This window comes from Falsiroseomonas sp. HW251, from assembly GCF_050563545.1.
Classification (GTDB): domain Bacteria; phylum Pseudomonadota; class Alphaproteobacteria; order Acetobacterales; family Acetobacteraceae; genus Falsiroseomonas.
Window position 1 is genome coordinate 296,826 of the sequence record NZ_JBNXUM010000005.1, and the last position, 14,716, is coordinate 311,541.

13 protein-coding genes are annotated in these 14,716 nt (G+C 71.2%); 12 read left to right on the plus strand and 1 reads right to left on the minus strand.

Annotated elements, in window-relative coordinates; translation table 11 throughout:
- Positions 1 to 3: 3 nt before the first annotated feature.
- Positions 4 to 1,152, minus strand: coding sequence for a bifunctional 2-C-methyl-D-erythritol 4-phosphate cytidylyltransferase/2-C-methyl-D-erythritol 2,4-cyclodiphosphate synthase (locus ACLF3M_RS08410; RefSeq protein ID WP_430656441.1), 1,149 nt, complete (start codon positions 1,150 to 1,152; stop codon positions 4 to 6).
- 129 nt (positions 1,153 to 1,281) lie between these two features.
- Between ACLF3M_RS08410 and dusB the strand changes: the two genes are divergently transcribed.
- The 12 genes from dusB to ACLF3M_RS08470 form a co-directional block, all read left to right on the plus strand.
- The gene (gene dusB, locus ACLF3M_RS08415; RefSeq protein ID WP_430656442.1) at positions 1,282 to 2,364 is read left to right on the plus strand and encodes a tRNA dihydrouridine synthase DusB; all 1,083 of its coding nucleotides are present in this window, start codon (positions 1,282 to 1,284) and stop codon (positions 2,362 to 2,364) included.
- Positions 2,361 to 3,485 carry a two-component system sensor histidine kinase NtrB gene (locus tag ACLF3M_RS08420; RefSeq protein ID WP_430656443.1) on the plus strand — a complete coding sequence of 375 codons (1,125 nt, stop codon included), beginning with the start codon at positions 2,361 to 2,363 and terminating at the stop codon, positions 3,483 to 3,485. Before dusB ends, ACLF3M_RS08420 begins: the two co-directional genes overlap by 4 nt.
- Positions 3,485 to 4,948: a nitrogen regulation protein NR(I) gene (gene ntrC, locus ACLF3M_RS08425; RefSeq protein ID WP_430656444.1), complete on the plus strand. Its 1,464-nt coding sequence runs from the start codon at positions 3,485 to 3,487 to the stop codon at positions 4,946 to 4,948. Before ACLF3M_RS08420 ends, ntrC begins: the two co-directional genes overlap by 1 nt.
- Positions 4,949 to 5,039: 91 nt before the next feature.
- Positions 5,040 to 7,289 (plus strand): ATP-binding protein, encoded by a 2,250-nt coding sequence (locus ACLF3M_RS08430; RefSeq protein ID WP_430656445.1) that lies wholly within the window; start codon positions 5,040 to 5,042, stop codon positions 7,287 to 7,289.
- Positions 7,279 to 8,682: a sigma-54-dependent transcriptional regulator gene (locus ACLF3M_RS08435; RefSeq protein ID WP_430656446.1), complete on the plus strand. Its 1,404-nt coding sequence runs from the start codon at positions 7,279 to 7,281 to the stop codon at positions 8,680 to 8,682. The genes ACLF3M_RS08430 and ACLF3M_RS08435 overlap by 11 nt, the downstream gene beginning before the upstream one ends.
- 181 nt (positions 8,683 to 8,863) lie before the next feature.
- Positions 8,864 to 9,736 (plus strand): D-amino-acid transaminase, encoded by an 873-nt coding sequence (locus tag ACLF3M_RS08440; RefSeq protein ID WP_430656447.1) that lies wholly within the window; start codon positions 8,864 to 8,866, stop codon positions 9,734 to 9,736.
- Positions 9,733 to 10,389, plus strand: a complete 657-nt coding sequence (locus ACLF3M_RS08445) for an HAD family hydrolase (RefSeq protein WP_430656448.1) — start codon at positions 9,733 to 9,735, stop codon at positions 10,387 to 10,389. Before ACLF3M_RS08440 ends, ACLF3M_RS08445 begins: the two co-directional genes overlap by 4 nt.
- 124 nt (positions 10,390 to 10,513) lie before the next feature.
- Positions 10,514 to 10,867, plus strand: a complete 354-nt coding sequence (hfq, locus tag ACLF3M_RS08450) for an RNA chaperone Hfq (RefSeq protein ID WP_430656449.1) — start codon at positions 10,514 to 10,516, stop codon at positions 10,865 to 10,867.
- Positions 10,848 to 12,158 (plus strand): GTPase HflX, encoded by a 1,311-nt coding sequence (hflX, locus tag ACLF3M_RS08455; RefSeq protein ID WP_430656461.1) that lies wholly within the window; start codon positions 10,848 to 10,850, stop codon positions 12,156 to 12,158. Before hfq ends, hflX begins: the two co-directional genes overlap by 20 nt.
- Before the next feature lie 9 nt (positions 12,159 to 12,167).
- Positions 12,168 to 13,010 (plus strand): inositol monophosphatase family protein, encoded by an 843-nt coding sequence (locus tag ACLF3M_RS08460; protein ID WP_430656450.1) that lies wholly within the window; start codon positions 12,168 to 12,170, stop codon positions 13,008 to 13,010.
- Positions 13,003 to 13,527: a transcription elongation factor GreB gene (gene greB / locus ACLF3M_RS08465; RefSeq protein WP_430656451.1), complete on the plus strand. Its 525-nt coding sequence runs from the start codon at positions 13,003 to 13,005 to the stop codon at positions 13,525 to 13,527. The genes ACLF3M_RS08460 and greB overlap by 8 nt, the downstream gene beginning before the upstream one ends.
- Positions 13,528 to 13,846: 319 nt before the next feature.
- The coding region (locus tag ACLF3M_RS08470) for a VCBS domain-containing protein (RefSeq protein WP_430656452.1) at positions 13,847 to 14,716 on the plus strand (870 nt) is incomplete at its 3' end.

Below are 14,716 nucleotides of genomic sequence, written 5' to 3' on the forward strand. Positions count from 1 at the left end.
AGCTCAGCCTGGGACGAGGATGCTGACCGCGGCCTGGGCGGCGATGCCCTCGCCACGGCCGGCGAAGCCGAGCCGCTCCGTCGTCGTCGCCTTCACCGAGATCCGGTCCAGCGGCGCGCCGAGCAGGCCCGCCAGGCGCTCGCGCATGGCGGTCGCGTACGGCGTGATCTTCGGCTGCTCGCAGATCAGGGTGACGTCGGCATTGGCGAGCACGGCGCCGCGGGCCGCGATGCGCTCGGCCGCGTGGCGGAGGAAGCGGGCGCTGTCGGCGTCCTTCCACCGCATCTCCGAGGGCGGGAACCAGCGGCCGATGTCGCCCTCGGCCAGCGCGCCGTAGATGGCGTCGCACAGCGCGTGGATGCCGACATCGGCGTCGGAATGGCCGTCCAGGCCGATGGGCCCGGGGATGGTCACGCCGCACAGCACCATCGGCCGGCCCGCCGCAATGCGGTGGACGTCGAAGCCCGTGCCGGTGCGCGGGATCAGGCGGGCGAGCAGGCTGGCTTCCACGCGGGCGAGGTCCTCGGGCCAGGTGATCTTCACGTTGGATTCGTGCCCGGGGACCAGCGCGACGGGCAGCCCCGCGCGTTCCAGGAGCTGGGCATCGTCGGTCGCCTCCTCCGCCCCTTCCGTCCGGTGCGCGGCGAGCAGGTCGGGGTAGCGGAAGGCCTGCGGCGTCTGGGCGCGGAACAGGCCCGCGCGCGGGACGGTGGCGGCGATGCGCCCGTCCTCGCCGCGCTTGAGGGTGTCCGCCACCGGCAGGGACGGGATGGCGCCGGGCATCTCGCGCAGCGCGGCGAGCAGGGCAGGGACAGTGCCGGCCGGCACCACGGGGCGCGCGCTGTCATGCACCAGCACGATGTCGGGCGGGTCGGCCGCGAGCGCCTCCAGCCCGTTCCGCACGCTGGCCTGGCGGCTGGCGCCCCCGGCTACGGGAAATCGGCAGGGCAGGCCGTCGAGCAGGGCGGCGAGCGTCGCCTCCTCGCCGGGCGCGGAGACCGGCTGGATCTCCGTCACGCCGCCCTCCCGCAGCAACGCCTCGGCGGCGTGGCGCAGCACCGGGCGGCCGAGCAGGGGCAGGTACTGCTTGGGCCGATCGGCGCCGAAGCGCTGGCCGCGCCCGGCCGCCACCAGCAGGGCGACAATCCTCATGCCACAATGCTAGACGCCCCCGGCAGGCTCGGGGAGGGCTCCTCGACTGCCGTCAAAATCGGCAACTGCCCGCATACATGAGGGCTGCCGGTGGACGAAACAGGGTTTTGGCATTAGATCGCACAAATCATGAGCAACACGGCCTCCCCGCCGGCCATCGCGCCCCTTGATCTCGGCGGTGTCCGGATCGAGACGCCGGTCATCCTTGCCCCGCTGTCGGGCGTGACGGACCTGCCCTTCCGCCGGCTCGCGCGCCAGCACGGCGCCGGGCTCGTCGTCTCGGAGATGATCGCCTCCAACGCGATGGTGCGGGAGAACCGGAACACCCTGAAGATGGCCGAGGTGCCGCGGGAAATAGATGGCTTCGGCGCGCCCTCCTCGGTCCAGCTCGCGGGGTGCGACCCCGCGGTGATGGCGGAGGCTGCGCGGCTGGTGGTGGATCGCGGCGCCGCGATCGTGGACATCAATTTCGGCTGCCCCGTGAAGAAGGTGGCGCTCGGCCAGCAGGCCGGCAGTGCGCTGATGCGCGACGAGATCGCCGCCGCGCGCATCCTGGAAGCGACAGTGAAGGCGGTGCCGGTGCCCGTGACGCTGAAGATGCGCATGGGCTGGGACCACAACAGCCTCAATGCCCCGCGGCTCGCGAGGATCGCCGAGGAATGCGGCATCCGGCTGGTGACCGTGCACGGCCGCACGCGGCAGATGTTCTACAACGGCACCGCGGACTGGGACTTCGTGCGCCTGGTGAAGGACGCGGTGCGCATCCCCGTCATTGTCAACGGCGACATACTGGGCCCGGAGGACGCGGCCGAGGCGCTGCGCCGGTCCGGCGCGGACGGCGTCATGATCGGGCGCGGCAGCTACGGCCGGCCCTGGCTGCCGCGCGTCGTGGCGGAGTACCTGATGACCGGCGTGATGGGCGGGGAGCCCGCGCTGGCGGAGCAGCTGGAGACGCTGCTCGTCCACTACGACGCCATGCTGGAGCATCACGGGCGCAACCCGGGCCTCCGCCTCGCGCGGAAGCATGTCGCCTGGTACTCGAAGGGCCTGCCGGGCTCGGCCGAGTTCCGCGCCGAGGTGAACCGGCTGGACGACGCGGACGCCGTCATCGCCCTGATCCGCCGCTTCTATGCGCCGCTGGTGGAACGGGGCGTCGCGCGCGAACGCCCGGTGAGGGAAGCCGTCACGGACCCGGAGCTGATGGCGGCATGAAGACCGGCGTGCTTCCCGCGCGGCCGCGCCAAGCGGCGCTGCTGCCCGAGGCCTCGGCCATCCTCGGCGCGCTGCCGGTCGCGGCCGTGGTGCTGGACGCGGAGGACCGCTTCCGCTTCGCCAACCCCGCGGCCGAGCTGTTCTTCCAGCTCTCGGCTTCCTCCCTCACCGCGATGTCGCTGCGCGACCTGCTGCCCGGCGACAACCGGCTGTTCAGCCTGCTGGAGCAGGTGCGGCGCCACGACGCGCCGGTCTACGACCACGACCTCTCGCTGGAGAGTCCGCGCCTTCGCCGCTACGGCGTGACGGTGCAGGGCTCGCCCCTGCCGGAGCTGGAGGGCGGCGTCGTGCTGACGCTGCAGGACAGCTCGACCGCGCAGATGCTGGATCGGCAGCTGAACTTTCGCGGCGCGGCGCGCGGCGCCTCCGCGATGGCGGCGATGCTAGCGCATGAGGTCAAGAACCCGCTCTCCGGCATCCGCGGCGCGGCGCAGCTGCTGGAACAGGGCGCGTCGGAGGCCGACCGCGAGCTCTGCGTGCTGATCCAGGACGAGGCCGACCGCATCCGCGACCTCGTCGAGCGGATGGACATGTTCTCTGAGCGCCCGGTGCAGCGGTCCGAGGTCAACATCCACGAGGTGCTGGACCATGTCCGGCGCATCGCGCTGTCCGGCTTCGCCGCGCAGCTGCGCATCACGCAGGACTACGACCCGTCCCTGCCGCCGGTCTACGGCAACCGCGACCAGCTGATCCAGGTGCTGCTGAACCTCGTGAAGAACGCGGCCGAGGCGGTGGACCCGCGGGAGGGCGAGATCCACCTCGTCACTTCCTACCACCACGGGCTGCGTATTGCCGTGCCCGGCAGCGCGGAACGCGTGCACCTGCCGCTTTCCGTCGTCGTCCGCGACAACGGGCCGGGCATCCCCGAGGAAGTGCGCGCGACCCTGTTCGAGCCCTTCGTCACGACGAAGCGGGGCGGCCAAGGCCTGGGTCTTGCATTGGTGGCCAAGCTGGTGACGGACCAGGGCGGGCTGATCGAATGCGACAGCCGCCCGGGCCGCACCTCCTTCCGCCTGTCGCTGCCGGCGCCGCCGCGCCGCGCCGAACCCGGAGTGAAGTGATGAGCGACGTCGCGACGCCTGCCGCTGCCACGACCCGCACGATCCTGATCGCCGACGACGACCGGGCGATCCGGACGGTGCTGAGCCAGGCGCTGGGGCGGTCGGGCTACCATGTGCGCGCGACCTCCTCGGCCGCGACGCTCTGGCGCTGGGTGGAGGACGGGGAAGGCGACCTCGTCATCACCGACGTCGTGATGCCGGACGAGAACGGGCTCGACCTGGTGCCGCGCATCCGCCGCGTGCGGCCCGATCTGCGCGTCGTCGTGATGTCGGCGCAATCCACCTTCTCGACCGCGCTGAAGGCGACCCAGCGCGGCGCCTTCGACTATCTCCCCAAGCCCTTCGACCTGAAGGAGCTGCTGGCCGTCGTCGGCCGCGCGCTGGCCGCGCCCTCCACTGCCGAGACGCCGGAAGGGGAGGAGCAGGAGGAGAGGCTGCCGCTGGTCGGCCGTTCCGCCGCGATGCAGGAGATCTACCGCACCGTCGCGCGGCTCACGACCACCGACCTGACGGTCATGATCACGGGCGAGTCGGGCACCGGCAAGGAGCTCGTCGCCCGCGCGCTGCACGACTACGGCCGTCGCCGTTCGGGGCCCTTCGTCGCGATCAACATGGCCGCGATCCCGCGCGAGCTCATCGAATCCGAGCTCTTCGGGCATGAGCGCGGCGCCTTCACCGGCGCGCTGAACCGCGGCGTCGGCCGGTTCGAGCAGGCGGCCGGCGGGACGCTCTTCCTCGACGAGATCGGCGACATGCCGCCCGAGGCGCAGACCCGGCTGCTCCGCGTGCTGCAGGAAGGCGAGTTCACCACCGTCGGCGGCCGACAGCCCATCAAGGCGAATGTCCGCATCGTCGCCGCGACGCATCGCGACCTCCGCCAGGCGATCCGCGCCGGGCAGTTCCGCGAGGACCTGTTCTACCGCCTGAACGTGGTTCCCATCCGCCTGCCGCCGCTGCGCGAGCGGATCGAGGACATCCCGCTGCTCGCCCGCCACTTCCTGGAACGCGCGCGCAATGCGGGCCTGCCGGCCAAGCAGCTCGACGCCGGCGGGCTGGAGCGGCTGAAGGCGCATCCCTGGCCCGGCAATGCACGCGAGCTCGAGAACCTGATGCGGCGCATGGCGGCGCTCTACCCCCAGGAGATCATCGGCGCCGATGCCGTGGCCAGCGAACTGGCTGAGGCGGCGGCGCCGGCCGAGGACAGCCCGCGCACGCCGGAGACGCTGGAGCAGTCGGTCGAGCGGCACCTCGCGGGCTTCATGGCTGCCCACAAGGACGGCATGCCGATCCGCGACCTCTATGACCGCGTGCTGGCGGAGGTCGAGCGGCCGCTGCTGCGCCTCGCGCTCTCCGCGACGCGGGGCAACCAGATCAAGGCGGCAGCGATGCTTGGGCTGAACCGGAACACGCTGCGCAAGAAGCTGCGGGAGCTCGACCTGCCGGTGGTGCGCGGCCTGCCCTGACCCCGGGGTGCCATCCCGGGCGCTTTCTCTGGTATGAGAGCGGGGTGACCCGCCCCCCCGTCACATCCCGCCCATCGCGGGCCATCGCCTCATGAGCGGCAGCGCGGCCGGCCAGCGCCGGCTCGGCGACGTGCTGCTTGGCCGGCACATGACCATCGGGCTCGCCATCACGGCGATCCTGCTGGGGCTCGCGACCTTCGTCCTGCTCGCCGGCGGATCGCCGCTGGGCCCGACGCGGCCCGGCCAGATCGTCGCCGTGGTGCTGGCCAATGCGGGGGTGCTGCTGCTGCTGGCGGCGTCGCTGGCGACGCGGCTGGTGCGGATCTGGGCCGAGCGGCGCCGCGGCAGCGCGGGCGCGCGGCTGCATGTCCGCCTGGTGCTGCTGTTCGGCGTCGTCGCGGTCGTGCCGGCGCTGGTCGTCGGCGCCTTCGCCGCGATCTTCTTCAACCTCGGCATCCAGGCCTGGTTCAGCGACCGCGTGCGCACCACGCTGGAGGCGTCGCTCGTGGCGTCCCGCGCCTGGCTCGACCAGCACCGCGACGAGATCCGCGTGGATGCGCTGGCCATGGCGGCCGACCTCAATCGCGCCGCGCAGGTCTACCTGCCCGCCAATCACGCGGCCTTCGAGCGGTCGCTGGCGACGCAGGCCATCATCCGCAACCTGACCGAGGCGCTGGTCGTGGACACCCAGCTCGGCCAGGTCGTGGCCCAGGCCGGCTTCGTCAGCGGTGGCGTGGTGGAGCTGCCCTCGCCCTGGGCGCTCGAGCAGCTGCGCAGCGGCGAGGTCGCGGTGATCCCGGGCGACGCCGACGCGAGGGTGCGCGCCATGGCGCTGCTCGACACCCATCCCGAGATGGTGCTGATGATCGGCCGGCCGCTCGACGCCGGCATCCTGGAGCATCTGCGGCGGACCGAGCTTGCATTCCAGGAATACGACACGCTGGACCGCAACCGCGACAGCCTGCAGGTGACCTTCGCGCTGGTCTTCGCCTGCGCGGCGCTGCTGGTGCTGCTGGCCGCCGTCCTGGTCGGCGTTGTCTTTGCCAACCAGCTGGCCCGCCCGATCAGCCGGCTGATCTCGGCGGCCGAGCGGGTGCGCGCGGGCGACCTCTCGACCCGGGTCGAGGAAGGCACGGCGGATGACGAGCTCGCCTCGCTGACCCGCGCGTTCAACCGCATGACCTCCCAGCTTTCGGCCCAGCGCGGCGAGCTGATGGAGGCTTATCGCCAGATCGACGAACGCCGCCGCTTCACGGAAACCGTGCTCGCCGGCGTGTCGGCGGGCGTGGTCGGCCTGGATGCCGAGGCGCGCATCAACCTGCCCAACCGCAGCGCGTCGGAGCTGCTCGGCATCGACCTCGATGCCGGCATCGGCCTGCCGCTGGCGCGCGTCGTGCCGGAATTCGCCGAGCTGATCGCCGAGGCGGCCAGCGCGCCGGAGCGGCCGCGCACTGCGGAGATCCCGATCGGCCCGCCGTCGCGCCGCAGGACCCTGATCGCGCGGATCGGCGCGGAGATGCAGCAGGGCAGGGTGGCGGGCTATGTGCTCACCTTCGACGACATCACCGAACTGCAATCCGCCCAGCGCAAGGCCGCCTGGGCCGATGTCGCGCGGCGCATCGCGCATGAGATCAAGAACCCGCTGACGCCGATCCAACTCTCGGCGGAGCGGCTGAAGCGCAAATACCTCAAGGAGATTGGGACGGACCCCGACACCTTCCGAAGCCTGACCGATACCATCGTGCGCCAGGTCGGCGACATCGGGCGCATGGTGGACGAGTTCTCGGCCTTCGCCCGCATGCCCCAGCCCGTGATCCGCCCGGAGAACCTCGGCACCGTGCTGCGGGAAGCGCTGGTGCTGCAGCAAGCCGCCCATCCCGAGATCGCCTATGAGGTCGCGATCCCCGATCCCGCTCCCCATGTCCCGCTCGACCGCCGGCTGATCGGCCAGGCGCTGACCAACCTGCTGCAGAACGCGGCGGACGCCATCGCCATGCGTCCGCGCGGGGCGGATGAGGGCGGGGGCCGAATCGCGATCCGGCTCGAGGAAGCGGGAGAGGACTGGGCCGTGGTGGTCGAGGATGACGGCCTTGGGCTCCCCGCTGGGGAGGAAAGGGCCCGCCTGACCGAGCCTTACGTCACGCATAAGGCGAAAGGCACCGGTCTCGGCCTTGCCATCGTCAAAAAGATCATGGAGGACCATGGGGGCAGGCTGGCGCTGGAGGACCGGGCGGAGGGGCCCGGGGCGCGGGCCGTGCTGATCCTGCCGCAGGATGCGGCGGCGGCGGGGCGGCGTGAGGAGGTCGGGTTGGGCTTGGGGCGGGTCGGCCATGGCGCATGACATCCTGATCGTCGACGACGAGCCCGACATCCGTGCCCTGATCGAGGGCATCCTGTCGGATGAGGGCTACCAGGTCCGCCAGGCCGCCAATTCCGACCAGGCGGTCGCGGCCTTCCGCGCGCGCCGGCCGTCGCTCGTGATCCTCGACATCTGGCTGCAGAACTCGAAGCTCGACGGCCTCGGCATCCTCGGCGTCATGCACCAGGAGGAGCCGCGGGTTCCCTGCATCATGATCTCCGGCCACGGCACGATCGAGACGGCCGTGCAGGCGATCCAGATCGGCGCCTACGACTTCATCGAGAAGCCCTTCAAGTCCGACCGGCTGCTGCTGATCGTGCAGCGCGCGCTGGAAGCCGCGCGGCTGAAGCGCGAGGTCAGCGAGCTGAAGCTGCGGACGGGCGGCGAGAACGAGCTGGTCGGCGTCTCCGCCTCCATCGGCCAGATCCGCCAGGCGATCGAGCGCGTGGCGCCTACGGGATCGCGCGTGCTGATCAGCGGCCCCGCCGGCGCCGGCAAGGAGGTTGCGGCCCGGATGCTGCACGCGCGCTCGCGCCGCAACGACGGTCCCTTCGTCGCGCTGAACTGCGCGACGCTGGCCCCCGGCCGCTTCGAGGAGGAGCTCTTCGGCGTCGAGGCCGGCACGGACGCCAACGCCCAGCCGCGCCGCGCCGGCGTGCTGGAGCGCGCGCATGGCGGGACGCTGCTGCTGGACGAGGTCGGCGACATGCCGCTCGAGACCCAGGGCAAGATCGTGCGTGCGCTGCAGGAGCAGGGCTTCACCCGGCTCGGGGGCGCGCAGCGCGTGCAGGTGGATGTCCGAGTCATCGCAACCACCAGCAAGGATCTGCAGGCCGAGATCGCCGGCGGGCGCTTCCGGGAGGATCTGTACTACCGGCTCGCCGTCGTGCCGCTGAAGATCCCGCCGCTGCGCGAGCGGCGGGAGGACATCCCGGCGCTCGCCCGGCATTTCATGGCGCGGTCCGTCGAGACTTCCGGCATGCCGCCGCGCGAGCTGAGCGAGGACAGCCTGGCCGCGATGCAGGCCTATGAGTGGCCGGGCAACGTGCGGGAGCTGCGCAACCTCATCGACTGGCTGCTGATCATGGCGCCCGGCGAATCGCGGGAGCCGATCCGCCCGGACATGCTGCCGCCGCAGGTCGGCGCCGCGGCGCCGGCGGTGCTGAAGCTCGATCGCTCCAGCGAGATCATGACCCTGCCACTGCGCGAGGCACGGGAGCTGTTCGAGCGGCAATACCTCGAGGCCCAGCTGCTGCGCTTCGGCGGCAACATCAGCCGCACCGCGGCCTTCGTCGGCATGGAACGCAGCGCGCTGCATCGCAAGCTGAAGTTCCTCGGCGTGAACGCCGAGGACCGGGCGCCCGCGGGGCAGTAGGACCACTTGTTCCCTCCCCCGCCACTCTTGTCCCCTCCCCCGTTTACGGGGGAGGCTTAGGGTGGGGGCACGAGAATGGGCGCACCCTGACATTCCGCACCCCCACCCCATCCCTCGCCCGCCTGCGGGGGAGGAAGGCGCTGGGCGGGGCAGGGCAGCGCGGAGCATCGAGAGAGAACCGATGTCGAAGATCGCGTATGTGAACGGCCGCTACCTCCGCCAGCCCGAGGCCTCGGTGAACATCGAGGATCGCGGCTACCAGTTCGGCGACGGCATCTACGAGGTCGTGCACCTGTATGACGGCCGCTACGTGGACGAGGAGCTGCACCTCGCCCGGCTCGAACGGTCGCTCCGCGAGATCCGCCTGCCGATGCCGATGTCGCGCGCCGCGCTGCGCCTGGTCCTGCGCGAGGTCGCGCGGCGTAACCGTGTGACGGAAGGCCTGCTCTACATGCAGGTCACCCGGGGCGTGGCGCGCCGCGACCATCCCTTCCCGGCCAGGCCCGTTCCGCCCGCGCTCGTCGTGACGGTCAAGCGCGTGCCGCCCTATCCCACTGACGTGGACAAGTGGCAGGCCAGCGCGATCACGCTGCCCGACCTGCGATGGGCGCGGCGCGACATCAAGTCGGTCAACCTCCTGCCGAACTGCCTGGCCCGCCAGGCCGCGCGGGAGCAGGGCGCGATCGAGGCCGTGCTCTACGACGAGGCCACCGGCATCGTGAACGAGGGCGCCGCGACGACCTTCTGGATCGTGGACGAGCAGGGCGCGATCCGCACCCGGTACCTCGACCAGGTCATCCTGCCGGGCTGCACCCGCGCCGCGCTGATGGCGGAACTGCGCGCCGAGGGCATTGCCTTCGACGAGCGCCCCTACACCGTCGAGGAATTGCGCATGGCGCGGGAGGCCTTCCTGACGTCGGCCACCAGCTTCGTCCGTCCCATCACGAAGATCGACGGCGCGCCGGTCGGCGATGGCAAGGTCGGGCCCGTGGTCCGGCGGCTCTTCGACATCTTCGCCCGCCACGTGAAGGGCGACATCCGCAACGCCGCATGACGCTGACGCAGCCCGCCTGCATCCTGTGGGACTGGGACAACACGCTGGTGGATGGCTGGGCCGCCATCCAGCACGGGCTGAACGTGACGTTCCGTGACTTCGGCATGCCGGAATGGGATCGCGCGACCGTGCTCGCGCGTGTGCGGGGGTCGCTGCGCGACACCTTTCCCGGCATGTTCGGCGATCAGTGGGAACGCGCGCGCGACATCTTCTACGCCGCCGTGCGCTCCTGCCACCTGCAGGTGCTGAAGCCGCTGCCCGGCGCGGCTGCGGCGATCGCCGCGGCGTCCTTCGCCCCGCAGGCCGTCATCAGCAACAAGCAGGGTCCTCTGCTGCGCGCGGAGGCCGCGCATCTCGGCTGGGACGGCCGTTTCGCGTCGCTGCTCGGCGCCGGCGATGCGCAGGCGGACAAGCCCGATCCCGCACCGTTCCGCATGGCGTTCGAAGCCTGCGGCGTGATGCCGGGCGCAGCGGTCTGGTATGTCGGCGACACCGCGATGGACATGCAGGCCGCGCGCAATGCCGGCTGCATCGCGGTGCTGGTCGGCGGCGCACCGCATGACGGCGGCGTGGCGGCCGCGAGCCCCGACATTGCCTTCGCCGACGCCACCACGCTGGCCGAGGCGCTGCGTGGGATGGCAGACCGGCGCTGACCGCGGGCTTACGAGGGCGGCTTGCCCTTGCCAGACCGGCCCCGTCGCTGGAAACTGACGGGCAGAAGGCCCTGCACGCGGCGCGGTGCTGCGCGGCAGGCCAGCAGAAGAAGGGCAACCCTCCGTGGCCGCCGAGAAGTCGCAGAATGTGCAGGACGTGTTTCTGAACCATGTCCGCAAGTCCAAGACGCCCGTCACCATCTTCCTGGTGAATGGCGTCAAGCTGCAGGGCATCATCACCTGGTTCGACAATTTCTCGGTGCTGCTGCGGCGCGACGGCCACACGCAGCTCGTCTACAAGCACGCGATCAGCACGGTCATGCCGGGTGCCCCGATCTCGCTCTTCGACGCGGGCACGACGGGTGCCGGCGCCACCGGCACGGGGGAAGCGGCGCCTGCCGCGGCGGGTGCCGCCGCGCCGCGTGAAAACCGCCTGACGCTGGGCCGAGAGGTGAACCCTGTCGGTCGCGGCGAATAGCAACGTCCCGCGGGGGGAGCAGGGGCCGACCAAGGCCGCCGTCATCCTTCCCCACGAGCGTGCCGGCCGCGGCGACGCCGCGCGTGCGGCCGAGGCGCGGCTGGCCGAGGCGGTGGGCCTCACCGCCTCGATCGGGCTGACGATCGTCCATTCCGCGGTGTATCCGCTGCGTGCCGTCCGGCCCTCGACCCTGCTCGGCGAGGGCCAGGTGCAGATGGTCGGGGAAGCGGTGGAACGGCACGGCGTCACCGTCGTCGTCGTGGATGCCGCGCTGAGCCCCGTGCAGCAGCGCAACCTGGAACGCGCCTGGGGCTGCAAGGTCATCGACCGCACCGGCCTCATCCTCGAGATCTTCGGCGAGCGTGCGCGCACCAAGGAAGGCGCGCTGCAGGTCGAGCTCGCGCATCTCGACTACCAGCGCACGCGGCTCGTGCGGTCCTGGACGCACCTCGAGCGGCAGCGCGGCGGCTTCGGCTTCCTCGGCGGTCCCGGCGAGAGCCAGATCGAGCTCGACCGGCGTCTCATCACCGACCGCATGGTCAAGCTGAGGAAGGAGCTGGAGCAGGTCCGCCGCACCCGCGGGCTGCACCGCAAGGCGCGCGAGCGCGTCCCGTATCCCGTGGTCGCGCTGGTCGGCTACACCAATGCCGGCAAGTCCACGCTGTTCAACGCGCTGACCGGCGCCGGCGTCTATGCGCAGGACCAGCTCTTCGCGACGCTCGATCCCACGATGCGCGCGATCCGGCTGCCGTCCGGGCGCACCGTGATCCTGTCCGACACCGTCGGCTTCATCAGCGAATTGCCGACGCAACTCGTCGAGGCGTTCCGCGCGACGCTTGAGGAGGTGGCGGCCGCCGACATCATCCTCCATGTCCGCGACGCCGCGCATCCCGACACCGGCGCGCAGCGCGCCGACGTGCTGAAGGTGCTGGCCGAGATGGCGGACGGGCAGGACGCGCCGCTCGATGCGGGGTGGGAGTCCCGCGTGGTCGAGGTGCTGAACAAGGCCGACCTGATGGGTGGCGCGGACGCCGTGCCGAAGCTCGAGAACACCATCGCCGTCTCGGCGCTGACGGGTGACGGGCTGGAGACGCTGCGCGCCGCACTCGATGCCCGGCTCGCCGCGGGGCTCGAGACCGCGGAATTCCGCCTGGCGCCATCGGACGGCGCGGGCCTCGCCTGGCTCTACGAGCATGGCGAGGTGCTGGCGCGCGAAGACGCCGAGGAGGCGATCCGCCTGACCGTCCGGCTGTCCGCGGCCGATCGCGCGCGCTTCGCCCAGAGGGGCTGAGGGACCGGGATGACGATGCGCATCACGCGCGCCCTGGCAAGCGACGTGGCCGCCCTGTTGCGCGACGCCGCGCGGACCGAGATCCTGCCGCGCTTCCGTCGCCTCGCGCCTGACATGGTGCGCGCGAAGTCCGGGCCGCTCGACATCGTGACTGAGGCGGACGAGGCCGCGGAGCGCGCGATCGCGGCCGGGCTGGCGCGCCTGTTGCCGGGCTGCCTGGTTATCGGCGAGGAGGCCTCCGCCGCCGATCCTGCTCTGCTCGACCGGCTGGCGGATGCGGATTGCGCCGTGGTGGTGGATCCCGTGGACGGGACGTCGAACTTCGCCGCCGGCGTGCCGCTCTTCGGCTGCATGGCCGCGCTGTTCCTGCGCGGCGAATGCATCGCGGGCTGGATTCACGACCCGCTCGGCGACGACACGGCGGTGGCGCTGCGCGGGGAGGGGGCCTGGATCGAGGATACCGAAGGCCGCAGCCACGGTGCGCTGCGCGTCGCGGCGCCGGTGCCGATCTCCGCCATGGTCGGCGCGATCTCCTGGGGCTGGATGCCGGAGCCGCTGCGCTCGCGCGTGCCGTCGCGCCTGCCGCGGCTCGCGCAGACCGTGAACTACCGCTGCGCCGCGCATGAATACCGCCTGGTGGCGGGCGGGCATGCGCATGTCCTGGTCTACAACCGGCTGCTGCCCTGGGACCATGCCGCGGGCTGGCTGCTGCATGCCGAGGCCGGCGGCTATGCCGCGCAGTTCGACGGCCGCCCCTATGACCCCGCGCGGGTGCGCGGCGGGGGGCTGATCGTCGCGCCGGACCGCGCGGGCTGGGAAGCCGCCCATGCCGCGCTGATCGCGGATGGCTGACGACGATGAGGAGGAGGACGGCCCGCCCGGCCTTCCCCCCGGCACGCCCTTCTACATGACGCCGACCGGCGTCGAGGCGCTGCGGACGGAACTGCGGAACCTGTGGGAGGAGGAGCGGCCCAAGGTGGTGGAGGTCGTGGCCTGGGCGGCCGGCCTCGGCGACCGGTCGGAGAATGCGGACTACCAGTACGGCAAGCGCCGCCTACGCCAGATCGATGCGCGCGTGCGCTTCCTCCGCAAGCGGCTGGAACGCGTCCAGGTCGTGGACCCCGCGGAGCAGGCAAAGCGCGATCAGGTCTTCTTCGGCGCGACGGTGACCTATGCGCGGGCGTCTGACGATGCCGAGGTGACGGTGACCATCGTCGGCGTGGACGAGGCGGATGCGCAGGCCGGCCGCATCTCCTGGGTGGCGCCGGTGGCGCGAGCGCTGCTGGGGGCGAGGGTCGGCGATGTCAGGCGGCTGCGGACGCCGGCGGGGGCCGAGGAGATCGAGGTCGTGGCGATCGCCTACCCCTGAGCACGAGCGTCGAGGACCGCCCCCGGAGCGCCAGGGCAGCAGCGCCCACCACCGCAGGTAGAAAGACTTATGTGCCGCACGCTGCCAGCATCACTGGGAAGGCACAGGGTTTACCTCGGCACCGATCACTCGCAGAGGTTGTATTCAGAAGGCATATCTGTCGTTTTTTTTGCACATAGTCCCGCGCTTTGCGCTACGGGCCCTTCTCCTTTTCTAACCCTTGGTTTACGATTGGTATCGGAACGCGCTCAGATGGTTTCGGACCAGCCTTGGGATGCGTGCTGAACAGCATTTTGCCATTCGCGAGGGAGGGCCTCTCATGGCCGTCACGGTTAAAGCGCCGAGCAAAGGTGTCGCGCAGGTTGCGATCAAGAACACGCCGCAAGCGGTCAACGACACCGGCACCATCAGCGAGAACGGCACGACTACGCTGAATGTGCTCGCCAACGACCTCGGCGGAGGGGCGAAGCAACTCTGGTCGATCTACCAGGACGATCCGTCTGTTCAGACTGCGGTCGGTGTCGACGTGGAGGTAGTTGCCGACAAAATAGAGGCCACGATACTCGCGGATGGCCAGCTCGAACTCACGATCATCGAGGGTGCCTACGACTATCTAGGTGCGGGCCAGACGGCGACCGTGACGTTCAACTACTCGATCCGGATGTCCAATGGCGCGATTTCCGTCGCGCAGGTCACGCTGACGATCACCGGGACGAACGACGGTCCGGTGCTGAGCGACACGGCGGATCCGGCGGCGGTGGTGGAGCTGTCTGACGCCGCGGCGCAGAACCTGGCGGCGATCACCGGCAGCTTTGCGGTCACCGACCTCGACGTCGGCGACACGCTGACGCCGTCAGTGGTCGGCTCGCCGGAGGTGAAGCTCGACGGCCTCGCCTTCGTCCTGCCGGCCGGCGCGGCGGCGCTGGTGGCGCCGGGCGCCTTCAGTCTGACCGGGGCGGTCTCGAACGGCGGGGCGACCTCGATCGGCTACAGCTACGATCCCGGCGCGGCCAACCTCGACTTCCTGCGTGCCGGGCAGAGCCTGACCATCACCTACGCGGTGAAGGTCAATGACGGCACGACGGACTCCGCCACCCAAAACGTCACCTTCACCATCACCGGGACGAACGACGCGCCGGTGGCGGTGGACGACACCGCGACGGGCGACGAGGACACGGCGCAGACTGGC